Here is a 20,840-nt window from a genome sequence, read left to right as displayed (position 1 = left end):
TGCCGTCGGGAAGGAAATTGCGACGGTGTCTCCTTCCATCGTCGGCTACGGCTCCGTCGTCAGCGGCGCATCACCGATCACCGTGTGCAGCCAGATCCAGCTGCCGTTCGGGCTGCCCCGCACCAGGTCCACATGCACCGTCTCGTCCGGCCCGATCGGCCCGACGCCCACATGCAGGGTTCGCAGCTCGAACGCGTCCAACGTCCAGGTCGCGGGCCCGGCGTGCGCGTTGGCCGAGGCCTCCACTGTCAGCACCGCCCCCAGTTCGAGGAAGAACGGGACCACCGCCCACGCGAAGTCGTACGACCGGGTCTCCGTGATCCCGAAGTCGGACGGCGTGAAGCGCACCGAGACGCGGAACCAGTCCGGCTGCTGGGTGGGGTGCACATCCCAGGAGTAGAAGAACGCGGGGTTCAGGTCGGGTGCGAAGAGGACGTCGCCGGTTGCGACGGCGGACGGGAGGGTGAGGTCGGCGCCCGTGCCGAGGGTGTGGGCGAGGTGGCCGGCGTCGATCGTGGCGATCGTGCCGGGGTACTGGCCGAAGCCGGGGAGGCCGCCGAGCTGCCCGCGGAGTCGGTCGGCGAAGTCGGCCAGCTCGGCGCGGTCGGGGCGCCGGGGAGTGTTGCCAGGCGAGGAAGGGATGCTGTCCATGGTGCCGCACCCTACGCCGCCGGAACGCCCGCGGGGATAGGCGATCAGAGGATCAGAACTCGCGCAGCACCGTCGCCTTCGGGCCGGCCACCAGTGTGCCCGCCGGCACATCCTCCGCGACGACCGCTCCGGCCGCGATCACGGCGTCCCGGCCGATGCTGACGCCCGGGAGGATGGTCGCCCCGGCTCCGATCCACACGTTCTCGGCGACGTCGATCGGGCCTCCGGTCAGCCAGATGCGGCGGTCCTCCACGTCGACCGGGTGGCCGACCGTGATGAAGGTGACCCGCGGGGCGACCATGACGCGTGGGGCGAGGCGGATGCCGGCGTAGTCCAGGAATGTGCAGTTCTGATTGATGAACACCCGCTCCGAAAGCTCCAGGTTCAGGCCGTGGTCGGTGAAGAACGGCGGGTAGATCGTCACGCGCTCCGGAAGCGGGCGGCCCAGGATCTCCTCGAAGAGCGCCGCCTTTCCGGCCTCGTCGTCGAAGGGCAGCACGTTGAGGCGGGAGGTCAGCTCGGTCGCACGCAGCACGCGCTCCGACATGGCCTGGAACTCGGGGGAGTGGATGCGCATGAGCAGGTCGCTGGACACCCCACGATCCTGCCGCAACGCCCCGGCGACATTCGGCACGAATCGCGGAAATGGGCGCTGCAATCGCGACATTCGGCACGAATCGCAACGGGCAGCGGCGTCGGTGGTGACCGGTACGCTTCGGGCATGGCCATCGAGGTGCTCCCCGCGACGGGGCGCTGGGACGATTTCGCGACGTTCATGGTGCCGCGGAAGGCCGGCGCCGGCGGGTGCGTGTGCATGTCGTACCGCGACGCGCGCCTCCCGATGCCGGAGCGCATCGAATACATGCATCACGAGTGCGAGACCGAGCCGGGACCCGGCGTGCTGGTGTACGCCGACGGGGAGGTCGCGGGCTGGTGCTCGGTCGCGCCCAAGTCCACGTACCGGCGGCTGATGAACTCCCGCACCATCCCGCACCTCGACGAGGAGCTCGACCCGTGGTCGATCGTCTGCTTCGTCGTGCGCGGCGGGTTCCGCGGGCGCGGGCTGATGCACGAGCTCCTCGACGGGGCGGTGGAGCACGCGCGGGCGGCAGGCGCCCGCCTGGTGGAGGGCTACCCGGTCGAGACACGCGGCGAGCGGGTGGATGTGATCAGCGGCTACGTCGGCACGGTCGAGCTGTTCGAGAAGCACGGGTTCGCGCGGCTGCGGGAGACGGACGCGCACTCGGGCGGGTCGGTGCGGTGGGTGATGCGGCGGGAGCTCGGCTGAGCCACCGCACGCAGAACGGCCGCCGACCCGAACCGGGCCGGCGGCCGTTCCACAACCGAGGGGAGGGCGGAGGACTCACCCCCGGCTGATCCGCCGCCGGTAGATCGCGGTGGCGAAACCGTAGGCGACCACCAGGATGCCGACGCACCAGGCGAGGGCGATCCAGATGTCCCCGGTGACCGGCTGCTCCGCGAACAGCGCCCGAATGGTGTCCACGATCGGTGTCACCGGCTGATGCTCGGCGAACCAGGCGACCGGTGCCGGCATCGTGTTGGTGGGGACGAACGCCGAGCTGATGAACGGGAGGAAGATCAGCGGGTAGGCGAAGGCGCCCGCGCCGTCCACGCTCTTCGCCGACAGCCCGGCGATCACGGCCACCCAGGTCAGCGCCAGGGTGAACAGCACCAGGATGCCCGCGACCCCCAGCCAGGCGAGCACGCTCGCGCCGGTGCGGAAGCCGATCAGGAGCGCCACCAGGACCACCAGCACGACCGAGATCATGTTGGCGACCAGCGAGGTGAGCACGTGCGCCCAGAGGACGCTCGACCGGGCGATCGGCATGGACTGGAACCGCTCGAAGATGCCGCCCTGGAGGTCCATGAACAGCCGGTACGAGGTGTAGGAGATGCCCGATGCGATCGTGATCAGCATGATCCCGGGGAGCAGGTAGTTCACGTACGAGCCCGAGTCGGGGCCGGTGTTGATGGCCCCGCCGAGGACGAACACGAACAGCAGCATGAGGGCGATCGGCACGATGGTGACGGTGATGATCGTGTCCAGGCTGCGCGTGATGTGCTTCATGGACCGCCCGGTGAGGACGGTGGTGTCTGCGACGAAGTTCGCGGTGGACATCAGGACTCCTTCGAGGGTTCGGGAGCCGGGGCGTCGGCGGATGCCGGGGCCGAGGGTCCGACGATGGCGAGGAACACGTCCTCCAGGCTGGGCTGCTTCTCCACGTACTCGACCTTCGCCGGGGGGAGGAGCGCCTTGAGTTCGGCGAGGGTGCCGTTCGCGATGATGCGGCCCTCGTGGAGGATCGCGATGCGGTCGGCGAGCTGCTCGGCCTCGTCCAGGTACTGCGTGGTGAGCAGCACCGTGGTGCCGCGGCCCGCGAGACGCTTGACCGTCTCCCAGACCTCGATTCGGGCTTGCGGGTCGAGGCCGGTGGTCGGCTCGTCGAGGAACACCACCGGCGGCTGGCCGATGAGGCTCATCGCGATGTCGAGCCGGCGGCGCATGCCGCCCGAGTACGTGCCGACCTTGCGGCCTCCCGCGTCGGTGAGCGCGAAGCGCGCCAGCAGCTCGTCCGCGATCCCGGCCGGGTTCTTCAGGTGGCGGAGCCGGGCGACCAGGATCAGGTTCTCCCGGCCGCTGAGGACCTCGTCCACCGCGGCGAACTGGCCGGTGAGGCTGATCGAGTCGCGCACCTCGTCCGGGTTGCGGGCCACGTCGAACCCGTTGACGGTGGCAGTGCCGTCGTCGCTCTTCAGCAGAGTGGAGAGGATCTTCACCGCCGTGGTCTTGCCTGCCCCGTTGGAGCCGAGGAGGGCGAAGATGCTGCCGGGCTGGACGTCGAAGTCGACGCCGCGCAGCACGTGCAGGTCTTTGTAGGACTTCTGGAGGCCGCGCACCTGGATGGCGGGGCCGGTCGTGGTGGTCGCGCTCATGACTCCTTCTCCTGTTCCCGTTCGGCCGCGTCGACCGCCTCGGTGAGGCGGGCGCGCTCCTTGTCGATCCAGCGGGTGCCGACGTACGCCGCGGCGAAGGCCTCGGCGAACTCGACCGGGTCGTCCCCGACGATGTCGCGGACCGGCGTGCCGTCGGCCGCCGCGCGCTCCCAGAGCTCGACGAAGTCGGTCATCATCGTGAGGATGGTGTCGCCGTCGACGATCCCGCCGTTGTACATGAGGTAGCGGTTGAGCGCCTTCGCGACGCCGTTGTACGGCTCGGGGAGGCTGTCCAGCCGGCCCTTGATCTGCCGGTACTGCTTCTTCTGCTCGAGCGATCCGGTGACCAGCTCGATCCACTTCGGTGCCATTTCAGTTTCCTCCGTCTCGGAGCTGTTCCAGTCGTTCCGTGAGGAAGCTCCAGGTCCTCCAGAACTCGTCCAGATATTCGCGTCCCGCTGCGTTGAGCGAGTACACCTTGCGGGGCGGCCCCTTCTCCGACGGGACCTTCTCGACATCCACGAGGCCGCGCTGCTCCACCCTGACCAGCAGGGCGTACACGGTGCCCTCGGCGATGTCCTCGAAGCCCTGGTCGCGCAGCCACGAGGTGATCTCGTACCCGTATGCGGCCCGGCCCGACAGGATGGCGAGGACGATGCCCTCGAGCGTGCCCTTGAGCATCTCGGTGGTCTGCTTGCCCATGACGCCCCTTTCCAACTACTCAGTGCTGTTGACTACCACTAGATAGTAACGCCGAGTACCGGTAGATAGCAACACTGAATACCGACTTTTTCTGGAAAAGGAGAAATGGCGGCGACGCGCGCGAAAGTTCCTTCCCAATGCCGTTGGGAAGGAGTCCTGGAGCAGAACTCCTGCGCGGGCTCAGTGCGCCGAGCCGAGCACCTCATCGACGAACGCCGCCGTCGTCGCCACCACTAGCTCGCGCACGTCGCGCGCAGTGAGTGGGGAAGCCTTCAACGTCTTCATCCCGTGGTCGGCGCCCGCGACGGTCGCGATCCGCACGTTCGCGTGGTCGCCGGGCGCGGCCGCCACCTCGCTGCGCAGGAGGTCGGCGCCGCCGAAGGCGTCCCGGTCGCCCTGGAGGACCAGCATGGGGACGGCCGGCGTGAGGAGTTCCTCCAGGCGCGTGACGTCGGGACGGCCAGGGGGATGCAGCGGGAACGCCAGGCACACGACCGCGACGGCGCCCGTCTCGGCGGCGGTGCGGCACGCCACCCGCGCTCCGGCGCTTCGGCCGCCGACGATCACGGGCACGCCGGCGGCGAGCTCGGCGACCACGGGCGCGGTCTCCAGCCAGGCGGCATCGAGCGCGGGCGGCCGGGAGGCGACCTTCTTGCCCGCGACTCGCCACGGCTGCTCGTAGCGCGCGACGGTGACGCCGAGCGCGGGCAGCTCGGCCGCGAGCGCGGTCAGGTCGGCGGCGCCGATGCCACCGCCCGCGCCGTGTCCGAGCCAGAGGAGGGCGCGGGGGTGCTCGGCGGGCGCGACGACCAGCCGGCCGGGCCCGGCGGAGGTCGGAACGTCCACATCCACGCCCCTGAGGCTAGCGGGTGCCGCCGCTGGCGGGTGTCGCGCTCCCGCCGCATCCTCGAACCGGGGCCGCGCGCATCCCGGCGCGTCGCTGTCCCCTCCGGAAGGATCGCGCGCCGATATAATCAGTGTCACGCCAACAGTTGCGGATACGCAATTGTATTCGACGGCGTCATCGCTTCTGAGGCGGGAGTCCTGCGGATGAGTCTGAGCACCATGCTGGGGATCGACGCGCCGATCGTCCTCGGCCCGTTCGGCGGGCTGTCGTCCGTCGCCCTGACCGCGGCCGTGAGCGAGGCGGGAGGCCTCGGCTCGTACGGGCTGTACGGCTACGACGGCGCGCGCATCCGCTCGGTCGCCGCCGAACTGCGGGAGGCCACCGCCCGTCCCATCGCCCTCAACCTCTGGCTTCCGCACCGGGAGACGGGCGAGCAGGATGCGCTCGACCGCGACGAGTTCGACCGCGCCGTCGCCGGGATGGCCGGGCTGTTCGCGCAGGCCGGGGTGCTGCCGCCCGAGTGGCCGGTCGCGCCGCTCCCCGATTTCGACGAGCAGCTGGAGGCCGCGCTCGACGCGCGCCCGGCCGCCCTGAGCTTCGTGTTCGGAATGCCCGCGCCGGACGTGATCGAGGCGGCGCACACGCGCGGCATCCTCGTGATCGGCGCGGCGACGACCGTCGCCGAGGCGCGCGTGCTGGAGGCCGGAGGGGTCGACGCGATCGTCGCGTCCGGCTCCGAGGCCGCGGGGCACCGGCCCTCCTTCCTGATCGAATCCGAGCACAGCCTGGTCGGCGGCCTGTCGCTGATCCCGCAAGTGGCGGACGCGGTGAGTGTGCCGGTCATCGCGGCAGGCGGCATCGCCGAGCGGCGCGGCGTCGCGGCGGCCTTCGCGCTGGGCGCGTCCGGCGTGCAGGCGGGGACGGCCTTCCTGGCGACGAGCCAGTCCGCCGCCCCGGCCATCCATCGCCAGCGGATTCGCGCGGCGCTCGCCAGCGACACCGTGCTGACGCGGGCGATGAGCGGAAGGCTCGCGCGGGGCCTGCCGAACCATGCCGTCCGCGCGATCGAGAGCAGTGGAGCCGGAGCGAGCTTCCCGCTGCAGAACATCCTCACCGGCGTGTTCCGCCGAGCCGCGTCGGCCGCGGGGCAGCCCGAGCTGCTGTCGCTGTGGATGGGGCAGAGCGCCGGGCTCTCCCGGTTCGAGGACGCGTCCGAGGTGTTCGCCGAGCTCGCTGCGGGGGTGCCGGATGACCCCGCTGAGGGCGTCGGCGCTGACGCCGGCACGGACGCCGGCTCGGCCTTCGACGTGGACGCCTGGGAGCTGTGGGAGGCCGGCGGCGACTCCGCCTGCTGGCTGGCCTCCGTCTGCCCCGAGTGCGGGGCGATGCGCGACGGCGACGGCCCGTGCCCGCGCTGCGACGCCGATCCGCCGGCCTGACCCGGTTGGCAGCGACCCGCTAGATGCCGGCAGCGGCCCCGGGGAGCAGCAGCGTGAACCGGCCGTCCGCGCTCGGGAGGTCGCCTGCCGCCATCGCGAACGCCCGGAACGACGCCACGGCCTTGTTCCGCTCGTCCGGCTCCATCCCCTCGAGCACCTCGGCGAGCGCCGAGCGCCGGTGCCCGATGACGCGCTCGACGAGCGCGCGGCCCTCCGGCGTGAGGGCCACCCTGACGAAGCGGCGGTCGTTCGGGTCCTCGGTCCGCTCGACCAGTCCCAGCCGCACGAGCTTCTCGCAGGTGCGGGTGGCGTTGGACGCGTGCACGCCGAGCTCGGCGGCCACGCCGCCGAGGGTCTGCGGTCCACGGGTGGCGACCATCACGAGCACCCGGAGCTGCGGCGAGGTGACGATGTCCTCGACCTCCGACACCGAGCGGGCGGCGACCCGCATCATCACGTCGGCCGCCTGGAGGGCGGCGTCGACGTCGCCGGGGTGCTGTTCTTCGAGGTCCACTCTCCAGTTGTACCGTGCATCACCGGGCTCGTGCATCAGTGTGACCCCGGAGACGGGGCCGCGCGTGTCCTGAATCGGGTGTGCGAACACGCTCCGAGTGCCCCGCGAGCACTACCGCATAGTGCGCGGAAGCGGGATAATTGCGTTATCGCAACCAAGGAGGCGATCGTCATGGTCGAACCACAGGACCGCGACGTGGTCGAGGGCCGGTACACACAGGCCGAGCCGGAGACAGCCGAAGAGCGCGTCGTTCACGGTCAATACACCGAAGGGGAGGGGCACCTCGGCCCCGACTCGGAGGTCGCCGGAGCCTACGTCGGCTCCGAGCGCGAGGGCAGGCCGCCCCTCGTGCGCAGCACCCACCTGAGGAGTGGGAACTACCCGAAGGCGCAGCACGAGGAGGCCCATTCGGCCGCTGTGCCCGACGAGGAGGGTTAGCCCTCCCGGCGGAGCGCCCCGTCACCTTCCACGGGGTGCTCCGTTCCCCGCGCCCCGCGGTGCTGCGCCCCGCTCAGCCCGCGACGGCGGCGACCTGACGGCGGAGCGCTAACCACGCAACGGCCCCGCCTTGACGCTCACCACGCCGTCGATCCGGCCCAGGTCGGTGAGGAGGCGGTCGGCCTCCTCCTGCTTGCCGCGGATGTAGACGGCGAGCTCGAGGTCCTGGTCCGGGAGGCGGCGGAGGCCGTCCACGCGCGCCTGCAGGCCGTCCGCGGTGAGCCGGTCCAGCACGACGGCGAGAGGTTCGCCCGAACGGTCGACCCGCACCACGAGCCGGCTCTCCGCGCGTTGCCGGATCAGCCGCTCGGCGGTCGGCAGCGACCCGAGGGCGATAAGGTGGAGGGCCGTCCCGGCGATCGCGAGCAGGGGGAGCCCGGCGCCGCACGCCATGCCGACGGCCGCGGTCATCCAGATCGACGCCGCGGTGGTGAGGCCGACCACGTTGCCGCGGTTCACGAAGATGACGCCCGCGCCGACGAAGCCGATGCCGGTCACGACCTGCGCCGCGATCCGGCCCGGGTCGGTCGCGGGGAGCCCGAACGAGGTGAAGCCGAACGCCGACACCAGCGTGAACAGCGCCGAGCCCAGCCCCACGAGGATGTGTGTGCGCAGCCCGGCGCTCTTGAATTGGCGCTCGCGTTCGACGCCGATCACGGCCGACAGCACGAACGCGAGCAGCAGTGCGAGGAGCTGCGGGATGAGCGCCGCGGAGGGCAGCCAGCCGCTCATGCTGCGCTCCCCGTCAAGGGGCGCTCCCGCTCAGGGACCCTCCCGCTCATGGCGCGGAGTCTAGGAGGGTGCGGCCTCCGTGGCACCCCCCGGCGCCCCGCCCGGCTGCGACCGCCGCCGCACGAACACCAGCAGGCACAGGTGCACCACCGCCAGCGCGCTTGCCACGCCCACCGCCGCCAGCCAGCTCGCCGGGGTCGTTCCCGCGCTGAAGAGCAGTCCGAGCACCGTCGTCGCCACGATCGCGCCGACATAACGCGAGGTCTGGAAGATGCCTGCCGCGACGCCCGCGTCCTGCGGGCGGGCGGCGGCGTAGAGGGCCTGGTTCATGCCGATGCTGACCACGCAGTACGGGACGCCGAGAGCCGCCGTGATCAGCAGCACCACCCACGGCGCCGTCGTGGCGGCCGCGAACCCGAGCAGGACCGCCCCGACGATCAGCGCCGCCGCTCCCGTGAGCAGCGTCGGCCGCAGCCCGACCCCTTCGATCGCACGGGCAGCCAACGGCGTGACCGCGATCGTCACCGCCGCCAGCGGGAACATCAGCAGTCCGGTCACGCCCGCCGAGTAGCCGCCGTGCTCCTGGAGGTACTGGGGGAGGCCGAAGAACGCCGAGTAGTAGACCGTGTTGAACACCGCGAAGCACAGGTAGACCATCAGCAGCCGGTGGTTCGCGCCGAGCAGCCGCAGGTCGAGGAACGGGTGCGCGGTGCGCAGCTCGCGCCAGACGAACAGCGCGCCGGCGATCGGCACGAGCGGCAGCAGCCACCACAGCGGCTGCGGGCGGAGGTCGAGCAGGAACACCAGCAGCGCGGTCAGGGTCGCGATGAAGAGGAGGATGCCCGGCACGTCCGACTCCGCCACCACCCGGCGCAGCGGCACCCGCTCACGCGGAGCGTCCCTCGGTGCGAAGAACCGCACCCCCAGGAAGGCCAGCACGGCGAGCGGCACGTTGACCCAGAAGATCGCCTGCCAGCCGAGGAAGGTGACCAGCGCGCCGCCCAGCACCGGGCCGATCGCGGCGCCCGACGTGTTGGCGATCTGGATGCGGCCGAGCAGCCGGGGCGTCCCGACGCGCGTGTGCGCCGAGACCGTCCGCAGCATCGCGATCGCCGACGGGAAGGCCGTCGCCGTCCCGACCGCGAGCGCGACCCGGCCGGCGCAGACGGCGGCGAACGACGACGAGAGCGGAGTGAGCGCGCAGGCCAGCACCACCACGAGCATCCCGAACAGGAACAGCCGCCGCGGCCCGAACCGGTCGGCGAACCGCCCCATCAGCGGCTGCCCGGCGGCGGAGGCCAGATAGAAGGAGGTGATCACCCACGTCACCGTCGTCACGGTCACCTGGAAGTCGCGCTGCAGCGGCACCAGGGCCACGGCGATCATCGAGGAGTTCAGCGGGTTGAGGAGGGTGCCGAGGCTGAGGGCGGCCACCGCCCGGCCCGTGCGGGCGTTGTCGGGCGGTGCGTCGGTCACCCGTCCACCCTACGCGGCAGGCGGGCGTGCTCCCGGGCCAGGCAGCCTCCCGGGTCCGCCCGTCAGTCGGCGAGGTCGGCCGTGGTCAGCGGGATCGTCGAACGGTAGGGGTAGGCGGGCATGGACGAGAACTCCTCGTCGTCGTCCAGCTCGTAGACGTCGTACGCGAGGGCGCCGGCGAACAGGGTGGCGACGCGGATCTCGCCCGGCGGACAGCCTCCGATCAGGGGCACGACCACGACGCTGTCCAGGGTGCAGCCGTCCTCGTAGAGGAGCGCCGCTTTGATGGTTCGCGTGAGAGCGTCCATGACCAGACGCTACGCCGCGCCGGGGCGACATCTTGACGGCGCGCGGGCGGACGGCGAAAGTGAGATATCGGAGAGGACACCAATGGGAACGCTGATCTACGACGGGGCCGACGGCTTCACCTTCGACGACCGGGTGCTCGCTCATCTTCAGGCGGTGATCGCCACGAAGCTGCGCCGTCGCGAAGGCTTCCTGCTCATCTGGTCCGACCGCACGGGAGGCACGGAGCCCACGCTGCGCTCGATCTGGCTCGACCCGTCGATCAGCCTCCAGTTCGCCTTCACCCACAACGCCCTCCCCGAGCTCAACCGGGAGTGGCTGGCCATCCTCACCGAGAAGGCCAACGGCAACGCCGGCCTGATGCTGGAGGACGAGCTCCGCGCCGAGATCCGCCGGGAAGTCCCCGAGGGCAGCTTCCGCGAGTCGCGCACGAAGAAGCAGGCCGACTGAGATGGGCAAACTGATCTATGGGGTCGGCCGCGAGTACGAGTTCGACGACCGGACGCTCTCGCACGTGAAGATCGCCCTCGTCACGAAGCTGCGCCGCCACGAGAGCTTCCTGCTGAACTGGGAGATCCCGGTCGAGCAGGGCGGCGGCCGGATGAGCCTCTGGATCAGCCGCGAGATCCCACTCGCGTTCGTGTTCAACGGCTCCCGGCCTCCCGCGCTCAACGAGCACTGGATGGAGGCGCTGCTGCAGACCAGCCAGCGCACCGGCGGCATGGTGATCATGCCGGAGGACTCGGTGGAGGGCGGGGGGCCGGTCTAGTCGTCGCCTCCGCTACGGGAGCACGAGAGTGCGGAAGTAGGTGTCCGCCTCTGCCGATGCTGCGACGAGGTCCGAGCGGGACGTCGCCGCGCGGTCCGCAGCGGCCGCGAGCTCGTCCGTCACGAACCGGCGCAGCACCGCGGGAGGCTCGCCGCCGCCCAACTCGCGGGTGACGGCCTTGATCGCGATCAGCTCGGCGACGGCCGCCGCGACGTCGGCGGCGGGGTCGCTCTCGGCGATCAACGTCGGCAGGTCCATCGGGGCAACCGCCAGGTTGGGGTGGACGCGCAGCCAGCGCAGCGTCGCGGCCGGGCGCAGCGCGTAGAAGAACCGTTTCAGCTTGCCGTCCGGCGCCGCCGCGTGCCGGGCGCCGATGTGGAGGTAGTGGTCGAGCAGGCGCTCGCGGTCGAGGATCCGGCCGGCGAGTTCCAGCATCCCTTCGCGGAACGCTGGGTCGCCGCCGTAGACGATGGGGGAACGCAGCCACTCGACCACGGTCGCGTTACCGCGCACAAGGAGCCCGAGAGCTTTGCGCACATCCCAGCCGTTCACGTCGAACACGGCGTCCAGCGGTGTCTCGACCACATCCCGCAGCGGGGTCAGCCGGAGGTAGTCCTCCACCGGTCGCAGGAACAGGAACCGCGCGTCGTAGTCGCTGTCGGGCGACGGGAACCCCCATGCCCTGCTGCCGCTCTCGATCGCGAGAGGGATGGTCACGCCGTGCGCGGTGATGACCCCGTCGAGGCGCAGGTCGATCTCGGCGACGACGGCGGGGTCGAGGGTGTCGGGGACGGCACGCATCCACCGATGCTATCGGCCGGCCTACCATCGAAGCATGGACAAGGTGGAGGGCCGCCAAGGCTCTCGCGCCGAGCGCGCGGCCGAATGGCTGGACGCGAAGCTGCTCCCGGTCCTCGGTCCGCCTCCGCTCGGCCCCTACGGCCAGGAGACACCGAGGACGGAAGCTGCGACGTGCCCGCTCTGCAGCCGCCGCATCGACGAGCACGAGATCGAACGCGACCACGGTCATGCGTTCCTGATCTGCCCGTCGCCGGCGCGGACGCAGTTGCAGGTCGAATAGGCGACCGGTGTTGAGCGCTCGCGGCCGGGCCGTGAGCGTCAGGGGGAGTTGTGCGCCGCCCCCGAATCTGAGACACCCGAAACATCCCCTCCCGAAACTATCAGCCGCTGGCCCTGCGCCATCCGCGCCCCCAGGCATAGGCTCGCCCCATGCGTCACGGTTACGAGTCCCCTGAGGAACCCGTCGGTCTGAACCCCGTCTTCTCGCGGGCCGGGGAGGCGACCGAGTTCGCCCGGTTCACCCTCCCGGACGGCGAGTCTCTGCCGGACACCGCCTTCCAGGTGGTGCACGACGAGGCGATGCTCGACGGGAACGCGCGGCTGAACCTCGCGACGTTCGTGGGCACCTGGATGGAGGATCAGGCCGGGCGGCTCTACTCGGAGGCCGTGGACAAGAACATCGTCGACAAGGACGAGTACCCGCAGACCGCGGCCATCGAGACCCGGTGCTGGCGGATGCTCGCCGGGCTGTGGAACGCGCCCGACCCGGAGCGCTCGATCGGGACCTCCACGATCGGGTCCTCGGAGGCGTGCATGCTGGGCGGCCTCGCGCTCAAGCGGCGCTGGCAGCAGCGGCGGCGCGCGGCCGGGCAGTCCACCGAGAAGCCCAACCTCGTGATGAGCGCAGCCGTGCAGGTGTGTTGGGAGAAGTTCTGCAACTACTTCGAGGTCGAGCCGCGGTTCGTGCCCATCTCGCTCGACCACAAGACGCTCGACGGCGACGGGCTCGACCGGTACGTGGACGAGAACACCATCGGCGTCGTGGCCATCATGGGCGTCACCTACACCGGGATGTACGAGCCGGTGCAGGCCATCAGCGACGCGCTCGACGCGATCCAGCGGACGACCGGGCTCGACATCCCGATCCACGTGGACGGCGCCTCCGGGGCGATGGTCGCGCCGTTCATCCAGCCCGACGTCGTCTGGGACTTCCGCCTGGAGCGGGTCGCCTCCATCAACACGTCCGGGCACAAGTACGGGCTCGTCTATCCCGGGATCGGCTGGGTCGTGTGGCGGGAGGCAGACCTGCTGCCGGAGGAGCTCATCTTCAAGGTCAGCTACCTCGGCGGCGAGATGCCGACCTTCGGGATCAACTTCTCCCGACCGGGCGCCCAGGTGCTGCTGCAGTACTACCAGTTCCTGCGCCTCGGGTTCGACGGCTACAAGCGCGTGCAGGCCGCCTCCCGGGATGTCGCCCGCTATCTGGCCGACGAGGTGCAGGCGCTGGGGCGCTTCGACATCTGGACGGACGGAAGCGACATCCCGGTCGCGGCGTGGCAGGTGAAGGCCGGCCACGACGCGCCCTGGACGCTCTACGACCTGTCGATGCGGCTGCGCACGCGCGGCTGGCTGGTGCCCGCCTACCCGATGCCGGAGGCACTCACCGACGTGACGGTGCAGCGCGCGGTGGTCAGGAACGGGCTCAGCCGCGACCTCGCGGGCGGGCTGGTGGACGCGATCCGGACGAGCGTGCAGGAGCTGGACGAGCTGAAGGCGCCGATGCCGGGGCCGGACCGGGTGGCGTTCCACCACTGAGCGCGGGCGCGCGACGGCGGATGCGGACCCCGCAGCAGCGGATCAGGGAAGCAGCGCGATCTTCCCTCCCGGGTGCCCCTCGGCGAGGAAGCGCAGCGCCTCCGGGGCTTCGGCCAGCGCATACGTGCGCGCGATCGGGACCTGCAGCCGCCCCTCCGCCGCCAGCGCCAGCAGTCTCGGCCGCACCGCGTCGCGGAAGGCGGCGCTCTCCGGTTGCGCGCCGAAGATCGAGTGGAAGCGGTCCGTCCCGGCACGTCCGGAGGCGACGATCGTGACGATGCGGTCGCGGTCCCCGACCAGTTCGAGCGAGACGTCCACCGCCTCGTCCGTGCCGACGGTGTCGAGCGCGGCGGCGATCGGGCCCTGCGCGGCATCCCGGGCCCGGTCGGCGAGACCGGCACCGTAGGCGACGGGAACGCCGCCGAACCTCCGCACGCGAGCGAAACTCCCTTCGCTCGCAGTGCCGATCACGTGCGCGCCGAGCTCGGCGGCCTGCTGCAGCACGCTCACGCCGACCGCGCCGGACGCGCCGTGCACCAGGATCGTGTCCCCGGCGCCCACGTGCGTGACGTCGAGCATCTGTGCCGCCGTCGCCCCGGCCAGCAGCAGATTGGCGGCCTCCTCGTCCGACAGTGCCGCCGGCTTGGCGAAGACGTCGGACGCGGGAACCGTGACCTCTGTCGCGTACCCGCCCTGGATCCGGAACGCCACGACAGCGTCACCCGGCGCGCCGCCGCCCGAGGCCAGCTCGGTGCCGGGGCCGAGTTCGACCAGCTCGCCCGCCACCTCGTAGCCGATCGGCACGGGAAGGTCGAGGCCGGGACGGGGACCGGCGACGTGCTTGTAGTCCGCCGGGTTGACACCCGCGGCGCGCACCCGGATCGTCGCCTCGCCCGGACCCGGCCGCGGGACCTCCCGCTCGGCGAACGTCCACGTGTCGGGGGAACCCCACTGCTCTGCCAACCACACTCGTGCCATGCCGCCCAGTCAACGCGGTGAGGCTGGGTGGCGGCTCAGTGTGCGCTCAGGACCCGGCCACGCCCGTGCGCCCGTGACCGAACCAGGCCGCACCGCGCCCGACCCACAGCGGCAGCGCGATCGCGACCGCCAGGCCCATCGAGAGGATGCCGGCGACCGGCTGCGTGGTGAGCGCTGTGTAGAGTCCGACGCCGAGGTGCACCACGCTCGCGAGGAGCACGATCACGCGCGCGAGGTCCGCGCCGCGGAAGACGCCGAACCCGACCGCGAGGTAGGCGATAGCGACGATCAGGTAGCCGATCGTGGAGACCAGGATGTTCCCGGTCTCGTTCGCGGGGAGGACGCCGCGGATCGCCGCGAGCACGATCAGCAGCACGCTGAGGATGAGCTCCACCGTCCCGACCAGCCAGCAGAGGATGGCGACAGCGGTCACGACGCCGGGACGGTCGGCGTTGGGCTGGTCCGCGTCGCCGGTGCTCATTGCGCCGAGACCGTGTCCGAGGCCTTGCCGCTGTGCCGGACCCGTCGCGATCGGGCGGGCACGAGCCGGAGCACCTGGGCGGTGGAACTGTCGTCGAGCTCCACGAGGTAATTGCGGGACTTGATGAAGTCGCTGAACGACCGGTAGCCGAGGGCCTTCTCACTGAAGGACGGGTCCATGCGTTTCATCTGGCCCTTCACCGTCGACGAGTGCAGCCACTCCGAGTCGTCCTTCTCGTGGCCGAGCTGCATCGCCCGGGCCAGGAGGCGCGTGGCGACGACCTGCGGGTCCTCCGCGGTCTCCTCGTCCTCGTCGGCCTCCGGCTCGGGCGTCGCGGCCTTGCGCTTGCGGGTGGGGCGCTTCGCGGGCTCGGCCGGCTCCTCGGCCGCCGCCGGCTCCTCGGCGACCGCCGCCTCATCGGCGGAGGTCGCGGTGGAGCGGGCGCCTCGTCCGCGGGAACGGGATGTGCCGGCTGCGGCAGTGGCTGCGGGAGCGGCCTCCGGTGCCGTGACGGTCTCCTCGTCCGCTGTCTCCGCGAGAGCGGCGTCCGTCTCGGCCGCCTCATCACGGGCGATGCCCGGGAGGTCGTCGTAGCTGACGAACTCGTCGCACGCGGCCGCGAGCGAGCGCGCCGTCGAGCCGGCGACGCCGATGCCGATGACATACCGGCCGAGGCGTTTGATCCGCTGGGCCAGCGGGATGTAGTCGGAGTCGCCCGCCACGATCACGACGTGCGTGAGCTCGGGAAGCCGGAACAGGTCCTCCACGGCGTCGACCGCCAGGCGGATGTCGGCGCCGTTCTTCGCGTAGGCCGCTGCAGGGAAGAGCTGCACCAGGTCGACCGCTCGGCCGACGAGCTGGCCGCGGTACTCGGCGTTCACGGCGGCGGACCAGTCGGCGTACGCGCGCGTCAGAACGAGGGTGCCGAACGAGGACGCGAAGTCGATCACCGCCCCGAGGTCGACGCGCGCCTCGGCGAGCTTCGCGACGAACGCGGGCTTGGGCTGCGTGCCGGACTTCTGCCGGTCCCGCATGAACGACCCGCGCCCGTGCACCTGGTCGTAACGCGAGATGACGATGTTGTCGAAGTCGATGTAGACCGCGACACGGCCGTCTCCAGGTTCACTCATGCTGTCACGATATCCCGGGGATGCTCCGCCGTCCCGGCCCCATCCCGTAGTGGACGCACACAGGGGACGCGACACGCCGCCCCGCGCATGGCGGAGCGGCGTGTCGCGTCCCCAGGATGAGGTGGCTCAGAGCGCGTAGCGGTCGGCGACGGTGAGGGCGGCGTCGATCGCGGCGAGGCCGCGGCGCAGGTCGTCCTCGGCGATCACCAGGGGCGGGGCGATGTGGATGCGGTTGAAGTGTGTGAAGGGCCAGACGCCCGCGGCCTTGCAGGCCGCGGCCACCTCGGCCATCGGGGCCGCGTCGGCTCCGGCCGCGTTGAACGGCACCAGCGGCTCGCGCGTCCCGCGGTCGCGGACCAGCTCCAGCGCCCAGAACAGCCCACGGCCGCGGACCTCGCCGAGCGACGGGTGCCGGTCGAGCCAGGAGGTGATCTCGGGCTCCACGACGCGCTCGCCGAGGTCACGCACGCGCTCCAGGATGCCGTCGCGCTCGAACACGTCGAACGTCGCGACACCGGCCGCACACGCCAGCGGGTGGCCCGAGTAGGTGAGGCCGCCCTGGAAGGAGACGTCGTCGAAGAAGTCCGCGATCGCGTCCGAGATGACCACACCGCCGAGCGGGACGTAGCCGGAGTTGACGCCCTTCGCGAAGGTGATCAGGTCGGGCACCACGTCGAACGCGTCAACCGCGAACCACTCGCCGACCCGGCCGAAGCCGACCATCACCTCGTCGGCGATGTAGACGATGCCGTACTTGTCGCAGAGCGCGCGCACGCCGGCGAGGTAGCCGGGCGGCGGCATCAGCACGCCGTTCGTGCCCACGATCGTCTCGATGATGATCGCGGCGACGGTGGCGGCGCCCTCCAGGACGATGACGCTCTCCAGGTGCTCCAGCGCGCGCTGCGTCTCGTCCTCCGGGGTGGTGGAGTGGAACGCCGAGCGGTAGAGGTACGGGCCGAAGAAGTGCGCGACGGACGGGTCGCTCGGCTCGTTCGCCCAGCGGCGCGGGTCGCCGGTCAGCGAGATCGCGGTCGCGGTGCCGCCGTGGTACGAGCGGTACATGGAGAGCACCTTGCGGCGACCGGTCACCCGGCGGGCCATCCGCACCGCGTACTCGTTGGCGTCGGCGCCGCCGTTGGTGAAGAACACCCGGTTGAGTGTCCCCGGCGCGACGCGGGCGATCCGGCGGGCGAGCTCGCCGCGAACGTCGTTCGCCATCGACGGCTGGATGGTCGCGAGGCGGCCGGCCTGCTGCTGGATGGCGGCGACGAGGTCGGGGTGCTGGTGGCCGAGGTTGAGGTTGACCAGCTGCGAGCTGAAGTCGAGGTACGCGTTGCCCTGGTAGTCCCAGAACGTGGAGCCCTCGCCCGCGGCGATCGGCAGCGGGGCGATCTGCGCCTGGGCGCTCCAGGAGTGGAAGACGTGGCTGCGGTCGTCGCTGCGGACCTGGGTCTCGGCGTCGGCGTCCCCGAACGGGTGCTCGACCCCTCGGCGGTCGGTGAAGCCCGTGCGGAGGGCGGTGTCGATGGTGTCGGTCATGGGGTGACTTCTTTCAGGCTTCAGGAGTTGCCGGGGAACGCGAGCTCGATCTTCGAGTGCACCGGGTCGGGCCAGCGCGTCGTGACGACCTTGCTGCGAGTGTAGAAGTGGAAGGACTCGGGGCCGTAGATGTGCGAGTCGCCGAACAGCGAGTTCTTCCAGCCGCCGAACGAGTACGCGCCGATCGGGACGGGGATCGGGACGTTGATGCCGACCATGCCGACCTCCACGTCGAACTCGAACTGCCGGGCGGCGCCGCCGTCGCGGGTGAACAGCGCGACGCCGTTGCCGTACTGGTTGGCGTTGATGAGCGCGACGGCCTCGTCGAAGGTGTCGACACGGACGACCGACAGGACGGGCCCGAAGATCTCGTCGTCGTAGACCGCGGTGCCCGGCTTCACGTGGTCGATCAGGCTGACGCCGACGAAGAAGCCGTCGCTGTCGAACTCCTGGGCGGTGCCGTCCACCACGACGGTGGCTCCTTCGGCGGCGGCCGCAGCGACGTAGGAGGCGACCTTGTCGCGGTGCTCGCGCGTGATGAGCGGGCCCATCTCGCTGGCCGGGTCGGTGCCCGGGCCGATCGCGAGGCCACCGAGGCGGCGCTGGATGGCGGGGACGAGCCGGTCGCCCGCCTCGCCGACCGCGACCAGCACGCTGACCGCCATGCAGCGCTCGCCGGCCGAGCCGTAGGCGGCCGAGACGGCGGCGTCGGCCGCGGCCTCGATGTCGGCGTCCTCCAAGACGACCATGTGGTTCTTGGCGCCGCCGAGCGCCTGGACGCGCTTGCCGTTGGCGGCGGCGCGCTGGTAGATCGAGCGGGCGATCGGCGTGGAGCCGACGAAGGAGACGGCCGCGACGTCGGGCGAGTCGAGCAGGGTGTCGACGGCCTCCTTGTCGCCATGCACGACGTTGAGCACGCCGGCCGGCAAGCCCGCCTCGGCGAAGAGCTTCGCCAGGAAGACAGAGGCGGACGGGTCCTTCTCGCTGGGCTTCAGGACGACGGTGTTGCCGCAGGCGATAGCGCTGGCGACCATCCACAGCGGCACCATGACGGGGAAGTTGAACGGGGTGATGCAGGCGACGACGCCGACCGGCTGCTTGACGCTGTGCACGTCGATGCCGGTGGAGACCTGCTCGCTGTACTCGCCCTTGAGCTTGTCGATCAGGCCGGACGCGAACTCGACGTTCTCGAGCCCGCGCGCGATCTCGCCCGCGGCGTCGGACAGCACCTTGCCGTGCTCGCTCGTCACGATGGCGGCGAGCTCGGAGCGGCGCTCGGTGAGGAGGTGGCGGAGCCGGAACATCACGTCGGCGCGCTTGGTGAGGCTGGTGGCGCGCCAGCCCGGGAGGGCGGCCTTCGCCGCGGCGATGGCGGCAGCGGTCTCGGCGGCGCTGGCGAGCACGACGTCGTGCTGCCGGACGCCGGTGGCGGGGTCGAAGACAGGGCCGAGACGGGCCGGGTCGCCGGACTCCTCGCCGTTCACGAAATGGCGGATGAGGGCCACGGAATCCTCCTGGAGGTGCTGCGCCGGACGGAATGCCCGGCGGGGAAGTAGGCTTGCAATCCCCATGATCACAGAGCGGAAGGCCGAACGATGAGACCAGATCGTCGGACGTTCGGACAAGACGAAACAGTTCGTCCGGAGCGGGACCGGATGCTCCTGCCGACCGTCCGCGAGGTGCTGCGGATGGACCCGATGGCCGACGCGCTGCCGGAGGTCCTGGCGGGCGAGGGCGCGCTCGACACCCTGGTGCGCTGGGTCCACGTGGCCGAAACGGCCGATGTGGCGCGGCTGGTCTCCGGGGGCGAGCTGCTGCTGGCGACCGGCCTCGGCTGGCCGCGCGACGCCCGCGCGCTCCGGGCGCTGGGCCGCGACCTGGCGGAGGCCGAGATCGCCGGCCTCGTGCTGGAGCTGGGCGACCGCACGCCGGAGGCGCCGGCGCCGCTGCTGGAGGAGTTCCGCGCGGCCGGGCTGCCGTTCGTCGTCCTGCACCGCGAGGCGCGCTTCGTGGCGGTCACCGAGGCGGTGCACGCGCGGATCATCGACGACCAGACCGTCGCCCTCCGGGCGCGGGACGAGATCCGCGAACTGTTCACCGGGCTCAGCCTGCGCGGCAGCCCCGCCGACTTCATCGTCGCGCAGGCCGCGCGCGTGCTGGGCTGCCCTGTAGTGCTGGAGGACACCGGCCACCAGGTGCTCGTCGCCGAGAACGTCGGCGATGGCGAGGCCGAGCTGGACAGCTGGGAGCAGCGCTCCCGGGCCGCCCATCGCGGCGGCGAGCCGGGCTGGACGCTGACGCCCGTGGAGGCGCGCGGGATGCGCTGGGGCCACCTCGTCGCTCTTCCGGGCGAGCCACATCCCGCCGGCCGGTCGAGCGTGCTGGAGCAGGCGGCCGTCGCGCTGGCGCTCAGCCGTCTGGCCGACCGCGACGAGGAGGAGTGGACGCGCCGCAGCCACGACGCACTGCTCGGCGCGCTGCTGGGCAGGCGCTTCGCCGGCGACGGCGGCATGGCCGCGCGGTTCGAGGCGTCCGGGTTCCCGGTCGCCGGGCGGCTGCTCGCCGGGGTCGCCGTCCGCACGCGCTCGGGGCGGGTGGAGGCCACTGCCGCGGCGCGGGCGCTGGAGGCGGCACGCGCGGCGGGGTCGGAGGCCATCGCGGCGCCGCATCCCGCGGCTCCCGGGCTCCTCGTGGTCGCCGTGTCGTCCCGGCCAGGGCGGCCCGGCGCGGACGCGGTCGCCGACGCCCTCGCGGGCGGGGATGCCGCGGTGGTGGGGGTCGGCTCGGACGCCCACGGCATCCCGGGACTGCTGTCGTCGGTGGAGGAGGCCGTGGAGCTGACCGGCCGCGGGGGCGGCGGTCGCGGCAGGCACGCCGTCGTGCAGCGCGCCGAGAGCCGTCCGCTGCTGCGCCTGGTCACGGCTTTCGGCGACGACCCTCGGCTGCAGGAGTACGCCGAGCGGATGCTGCGGCCCCTGATCGAGTACGACATCGCCAACGACGGCGACCTGATCGAGGTGCTGCGCGCATACCTGAGCCACCCGGGCAACCGCACGCGGGCGGCCGTGGCGAGCCACCTGTCCCGGTCGGTGTTCTACCAGCGGATCGCGCTCATCGAGGACCTGCTCGGCCTCGACCTGGACGACGGGGAGACCATCGGTGCGCTGCACGCCGCGGTGCTCGCCCGCCGGATCCGAGGCTGAGGCG

General features: G+C 71.6%; 25 protein-coding genes. 8 read left to right on the top strand and 17 right to left on the bottom strand.

Features of this window, described 5'->3' with window-relative positions:
- Positions 1 to 45 precede the first annotated feature (45 nt).
- Together ABH923_RS04385 and ABH923_RS04380 are read right to left on the bottom strand one after the other, a co-directional pair.
- Positions 46 to 651 (bottom strand): hypothetical protein, encoded by a 606-nt coding sequence (locus ABH923_RS04385; protein ID WP_370054155.1) that lies wholly within the window; start codon positions 649 to 651, stop codon positions 46 to 48.
- 52 nt (positions 652 to 703) lie between these two features.
- Positions 704 to 1,246: a DapH/DapD/GlmU-related protein gene (locus ABH923_RS04380; RefSeq protein WP_370054154.1), complete on the bottom strand. Its 543-nt coding sequence runs from the start codon at positions 1,244 to 1,246 to the stop codon at positions 704 to 706.
- 126 nt (positions 1,247 to 1,372) lie between these two features.
- On the opposite strand from ABH923_RS04380, the gene ABH923_RS04375 reads away from it, so the two are divergent.
- Entirely contained in the window at positions 1,373 to 1,939 is a 567-nt protein-coding gene (locus ABH923_RS04375) for a GNAT family N-acetyltransferase (RefSeq protein ID WP_370054153.1), read from the top strand.
- 75 nt (positions 1,940 to 2,014) lie between these two features.
- Here the strand turns inward: ABH923_RS04375 and ABH923_RS04370 are convergent, their stop codons facing one another.
- The 5 genes from ABH923_RS04370 to ABH923_RS04350 form a co-directional block, all read right to left on the bottom strand.
- Entirely contained in the window at positions 2,015 to 2,791 is a 777-nt protein-coding gene (locus ABH923_RS04370; protein ID WP_185276925.1) for an ABC transporter permease, read from the bottom strand.
- Positions 2,791 to 3,606 (bottom strand): ABC transporter ATP-binding protein, encoded by an 816-nt coding sequence (locus ABH923_RS04365; protein WP_370054152.1) that lies wholly within the window; start codon positions 3,604 to 3,606, stop codon positions 2,791 to 2,793. Before ABH923_RS04365 ends, ABH923_RS04370 begins: the two co-directional genes overlap by 1 nt.
- Positions 3,603 to 3,977: a DUF1048 domain-containing protein gene (locus ABH923_RS04360; protein WP_370054151.1), complete on the bottom strand. Its 375-nt coding sequence runs from the start codon at positions 3,975 to 3,977 to the stop codon at positions 3,603 to 3,605. The genes ABH923_RS04365 and ABH923_RS04360 overlap by 4 nt, the downstream gene beginning before the upstream one ends.
- A 1-nt stretch (position 3,978) precedes the next feature.
- The gene (locus tag ABH923_RS04355; protein WP_370054150.1) at positions 3,979 to 4,308 is read right to left on the bottom strand and encodes a PadR family transcriptional regulator; all 330 of its coding nucleotides are present in this window, start codon (positions 4,306 to 4,308) and stop codon (positions 3,979 to 3,981) included.
- A 180-nt stretch (positions 4,309 to 4,488) separates the two neighbouring features.
- Positions 4,489 to 5,160 carry an alpha/beta family hydrolase gene (locus ABH923_RS04350; RefSeq protein ID WP_370054149.1) on the bottom strand — a complete coding sequence of 224 codons (672 nt, stop codon included), beginning with the start codon at positions 5,158 to 5,160 and terminating at the stop codon, positions 4,489 to 4,491.
- 198 nt (positions 5,161 to 5,358) lie between these two features.
- On the opposite strand from ABH923_RS04350, the gene ABH923_RS04345 reads away from it, so the two are divergent.
- Positions 5,359 to 6,594, top strand: coding sequence for a DUF561 domain-containing protein (locus tag ABH923_RS04345; protein ID WP_370054148.1), 1,236 nt, complete (start codon positions 5,359 to 5,361; stop codon positions 6,592 to 6,594).
- Between the two features lie 19 nt (positions 6,595 to 6,613).
- Here the strand turns inward: ABH923_RS04345 and ABH923_RS04340 are convergent, their stop codons facing one another.
- Positions 6,614 to 7,108, bottom strand: coding sequence for a MarR family winged helix-turn-helix transcriptional regulator (locus ABH923_RS04340; RefSeq protein WP_370054147.1), 495 nt, complete (start codon positions 7,106 to 7,108; stop codon positions 6,614 to 6,616).
- A gap of 171 nt (positions 7,109 to 7,279) precedes the next feature.
- Here ABH923_RS04340 and ABH923_RS04335 point away from each other — a divergent pair, with 171 nt between their 5' ends.
- Positions 7,280 to 7,546, top strand: coding sequence for a hypothetical protein (locus ABH923_RS04335; RefSeq protein WP_370054146.1), 267 nt, complete (start codon positions 7,280 to 7,282; stop codon positions 7,544 to 7,546).
- Between the two features lie 108 nt (positions 7,547 to 7,654).
- Here ABH923_RS04335 and ABH923_RS04330 read toward each other — a convergent pair whose 3' ends face one another.
- From ABH923_RS04330 to ABH923_RS04320, 3 genes are all read right to left on the bottom strand, one after another.
- Positions 7,655 to 8,338, bottom strand: a complete 684-nt coding sequence (locus tag ABH923_RS04330; protein WP_370054145.1) for an MgtC/SapB family protein — start codon at positions 8,336 to 8,338, stop codon at positions 7,655 to 7,657.
- Positions 8,339 to 8,398: 60 nt separating this feature from the next.
- Positions 8,399 to 9,814 (bottom strand): MFS transporter, encoded by a 1,416-nt coding sequence (locus ABH923_RS04325; RefSeq protein WP_370054144.1) that lies wholly within the window; start codon positions 9,812 to 9,814, stop codon positions 8,399 to 8,401.
- Between the two features lie 62 nt (positions 9,815 to 9,876).
- On the bottom strand, positions 9,877 to 10,122 hold the full coding sequence (locus ABH923_RS04320) for a hypothetical protein (RefSeq protein WP_370054143.1): 246 nt from the start codon (positions 10,120 to 10,122) through the stop codon (positions 9,877 to 9,879).
- Positions 10,123 to 10,204: 82 nt separating this feature from the next.
- On the opposite strand from ABH923_RS04320, the gene ABH923_RS04315 reads away from it, so the two are divergent.
- A complete protein-coding gene (locus ABH923_RS04315; RefSeq protein ID WP_370054142.1) occupies positions 10,205 to 10,570 on the top strand; it encodes a hypothetical protein in 366 nt (121 codons plus the stop codon).
- 1 nt (position 10,571) lies between these two features.
- Positions 10,572 to 10,889, top strand: a complete 318-nt coding sequence (locus ABH923_RS04310; protein WP_370054141.1) for a hypothetical protein — start codon at positions 10,572 to 10,574, stop codon at positions 10,887 to 10,889.
- 12 nt (positions 10,890 to 10,901) lie between these two features.
- Here the strand turns inward: ABH923_RS04310 and ABH923_RS04305 are convergent, their stop codons facing one another.
- Positions 10,902 to 11,690: a DNA polymerase beta superfamily protein gene (locus ABH923_RS04305; protein ID WP_370054140.1), complete on the bottom strand. Its 789-nt coding sequence runs from the start codon at positions 11,688 to 11,690 to the stop codon at positions 10,902 to 10,904.
- A 34-nt stretch (positions 11,691 to 11,724) separates the two neighbouring features.
- Here ABH923_RS04305 and ABH923_RS04300 point away from each other — a divergent pair, with 34 nt between their 5' ends.
- Both ABH923_RS04300 and ABH923_RS04295 read left to right on the top strand, forming a co-directional pair.
- Complete coding sequence (locus ABH923_RS04300; protein ID WP_370054139.1) at positions 11,725 to 11,970, top strand: hypothetical protein; 246 nt, start codon at positions 11,725 to 11,727, stop codon at positions 11,968 to 11,970.
- Positions 11,971 to 12,119: 149 nt separating this feature from the next.
- The gene (locus ABH923_RS04295; protein ID WP_370054138.1) at positions 12,120 to 13,505 is read left to right on the top strand and encodes a glutamate decarboxylase; all 1,386 of its coding nucleotides are present in this window, start codon (positions 12,120 to 12,122) and stop codon (positions 13,503 to 13,505) included.
- Positions 13,506 to 13,547: 42 nt separating this feature from the next.
- Here the strand turns inward: ABH923_RS04295 and ABH923_RS04290 are convergent, their stop codons facing one another.
- The 5 genes from ABH923_RS04290 to ABH923_RS04270 form a co-directional block, all read right to left on the bottom strand.
- Positions 13,548 to 14,483: a zinc-binding alcohol dehydrogenase family protein gene (locus ABH923_RS04290; RefSeq protein ID WP_370054137.1), complete on the bottom strand. Its 936-nt coding sequence runs from the start codon at positions 14,481 to 14,483 to the stop codon at positions 13,548 to 13,550.
- A gap of 46 nt (positions 14,484 to 14,529) precedes the next feature.
- Positions 14,530 to 14,964 (bottom strand): hypothetical protein, encoded by a 435-nt coding sequence (locus ABH923_RS04285; RefSeq protein WP_370054136.1) that lies wholly within the window; start codon positions 14,962 to 14,964, stop codon positions 14,530 to 14,532.
- Positions 14,961 to 16,094, bottom strand: a complete 1,134-nt coding sequence (locus ABH923_RS04280; protein ID WP_370054135.1) for an NYN domain-containing protein — start codon at positions 16,092 to 16,094, stop codon at positions 14,961 to 14,963. The genes ABH923_RS04285 and ABH923_RS04280 overlap by 4 nt, the downstream gene beginning before the upstream one ends.
- A 126-nt stretch (positions 16,095 to 16,220) precedes the next feature.
- Complete coding sequence (locus tag ABH923_RS04275; protein ID WP_370054134.1) at positions 16,221 to 17,633, bottom strand: aspartate aminotransferase family protein; 1,413 nt, start codon at positions 17,631 to 17,633, stop codon at positions 16,221 to 16,223.
- A gap of 20 nt (positions 17,634 to 17,653) precedes the next feature.
- On the bottom strand, positions 17,654 to 19,138 hold the full coding sequence (locus ABH923_RS04270) for a CoA-acylating methylmalonate-semialdehyde dehydrogenase (protein ID WP_370054133.1): 1,485 nt from the start codon (positions 19,136 to 19,138) through the stop codon (positions 17,654 to 17,656).
- A gap of 150 nt (positions 19,139 to 19,288) precedes the next feature.
- Between ABH923_RS04270 and ABH923_RS04265 the strand changes: the two genes are divergently transcribed.
- Complete coding sequence (locus ABH923_RS04265) at positions 19,289 to 20,836, top strand: PucR family transcriptional regulator (RefSeq protein ID WP_370054132.1); 1,548 nt, start codon at positions 19,289 to 19,291, stop codon at positions 20,834 to 20,836.
- Positions 20,837 to 20,840 lie beyond the last annotated feature (4 nt).

This window comes from Leifsonia sp. EB41 (genome assembly GCF_041262565.1).
Lineage (GTDB): Bacteria > Actinomycetota > Actinomycetes > Actinomycetales > Microbacteriaceae > Leifsonia.
The sequence above is the reverse complement of the archived record's forward strand: the minus strand, read 5'-3'. Positions and strand labels throughout refer to the sequence as shown.

Excerpts from the sequence above, each read along its gene's own strand:
- ABH923_RS04385 (WP_370054155.1), bottom strand. The coding sequence starts at position 651 with ATGGACAGCATCCCTTCCTCGCCTGGCAACACTCCCCGGCGCCCCGAC.
- ABH923_RS04375 (WP_370054153.1), top strand. The coding sequence starts at position 1,373 with ATGGCCATCGAGGTGCTCCCCGCGACGGGGCGCTGGGACGATTTCGCG.
- ABH923_RS04370 (WP_185276925.1), bottom strand. The coding sequence starts at position 2,791 with ATGTCCACCGCGAACTTCGTCGCAGACACCACCGTCCTCACCGGGCGG.
- ABH923_RS04365 (WP_370054152.1), bottom strand. The coding sequence starts at position 3,606 with ATGAGCGCGACCACCACGACCGGCCCCGCCATCCAGGTGCGCGGCCTC.
- ABH923_RS04360 (WP_370054151.1), bottom strand. The coding sequence starts at position 3,977 with ATGGCACCGAAGTGGATCGAGCTGGTCACCGGATCGCTCGAGCAGAAG.
- ABH923_RS04355 (WP_370054150.1), bottom strand. The coding sequence starts at position 4,308 with ATGGGCAAGCAGACCACCGAGATGCTCAAGGGCACGCTCGAGGGCATC.
- ABH923_RS04345 (WP_370054148.1), top strand. The coding sequence starts at position 5,359 with ATGAGTCTGAGCACCATGCTGGGGATCGACGCGCCGATCGTCCTCGGC.
- ABH923_RS04335 (WP_370054146.1), top strand. The coding sequence starts at position 7,280 with ATGGTCGAACCACAGGACCGCGACGTGGTCGAGGGCCGGTACACACAG.
- ABH923_RS04330 (WP_370054145.1), bottom strand. The coding sequence starts at position 8,338 with ATGAGCGGCTGGCTGCCCTCCGCGGCGCTCATCCCGCAGCTCCTCGCA.
- ABH923_RS04320 (WP_370054143.1), bottom strand. The coding sequence starts at position 10,122 with ATGGACGCTCTCACGCGAACCATCAAAGCGGCGCTCCTCTACGAGGAC.
- ABH923_RS04315 (WP_370054142.1), top strand. The coding sequence starts at position 10,205 with ATGGGAACGCTGATCTACGACGGGGCCGACGGCTTCACCTTCGACGAC.
- ABH923_RS04310 (WP_370054141.1), top strand. The coding sequence starts at position 10,572 with ATGGGCAAACTGATCTATGGGGTCGGCCGCGAGTACGAGTTCGACGAC.
- ABH923_RS04305 (WP_370054140.1), bottom strand. The coding sequence starts at position 11,690 with ATGCGTGCCGTCCCCGACACCCTCGACCCCGCCGTCGTCGCCGAGATC.
- ABH923_RS04300 (WP_370054139.1), top strand. The coding sequence starts at position 11,725 with ATGGACAAGGTGGAGGGCCGCCAAGGCTCTCGCGCCGAGCGCGCGGCC.
- ABH923_RS04295 (WP_370054138.1), top strand. The coding sequence starts at position 12,120 with ATGCGTCACGGTTACGAGTCCCCTGAGGAACCCGTCGGTCTGAACCCC.
- ABH923_RS04290 (WP_370054137.1), bottom strand. The coding sequence starts at position 14,483 with ATGGCACGAGTGTGGTTGGCAGAGCAGTGGGGTTCCCCCGACACGTGG.
- ABH923_RS04285 (WP_370054136.1), bottom strand. The coding sequence starts at position 14,964 with ATGAGCACCGGCGACGCGGACCAGCCCAACGCCGACCGTCCCGGCGTC.
- ABH923_RS04280 (WP_370054135.1), bottom strand. The coding sequence starts at position 16,094 with ATGAGTGAACCTGGAGACGGCCGTGTCGCGGTCTACATCGACTTCGAC.
- ABH923_RS04275 (WP_370054134.1), bottom strand. The coding sequence starts at position 17,633 with ATGACCGACACCATCGACACCGCCCTCCGCACGGGCTTCACCGACCGC.
- ABH923_RS04265 (WP_370054132.1), top strand. The coding sequence starts at position 19,289 with ATGCTCCTGCCGACCGTCCGCGAGGTGCTGCGGATGGACCCGATGGCC.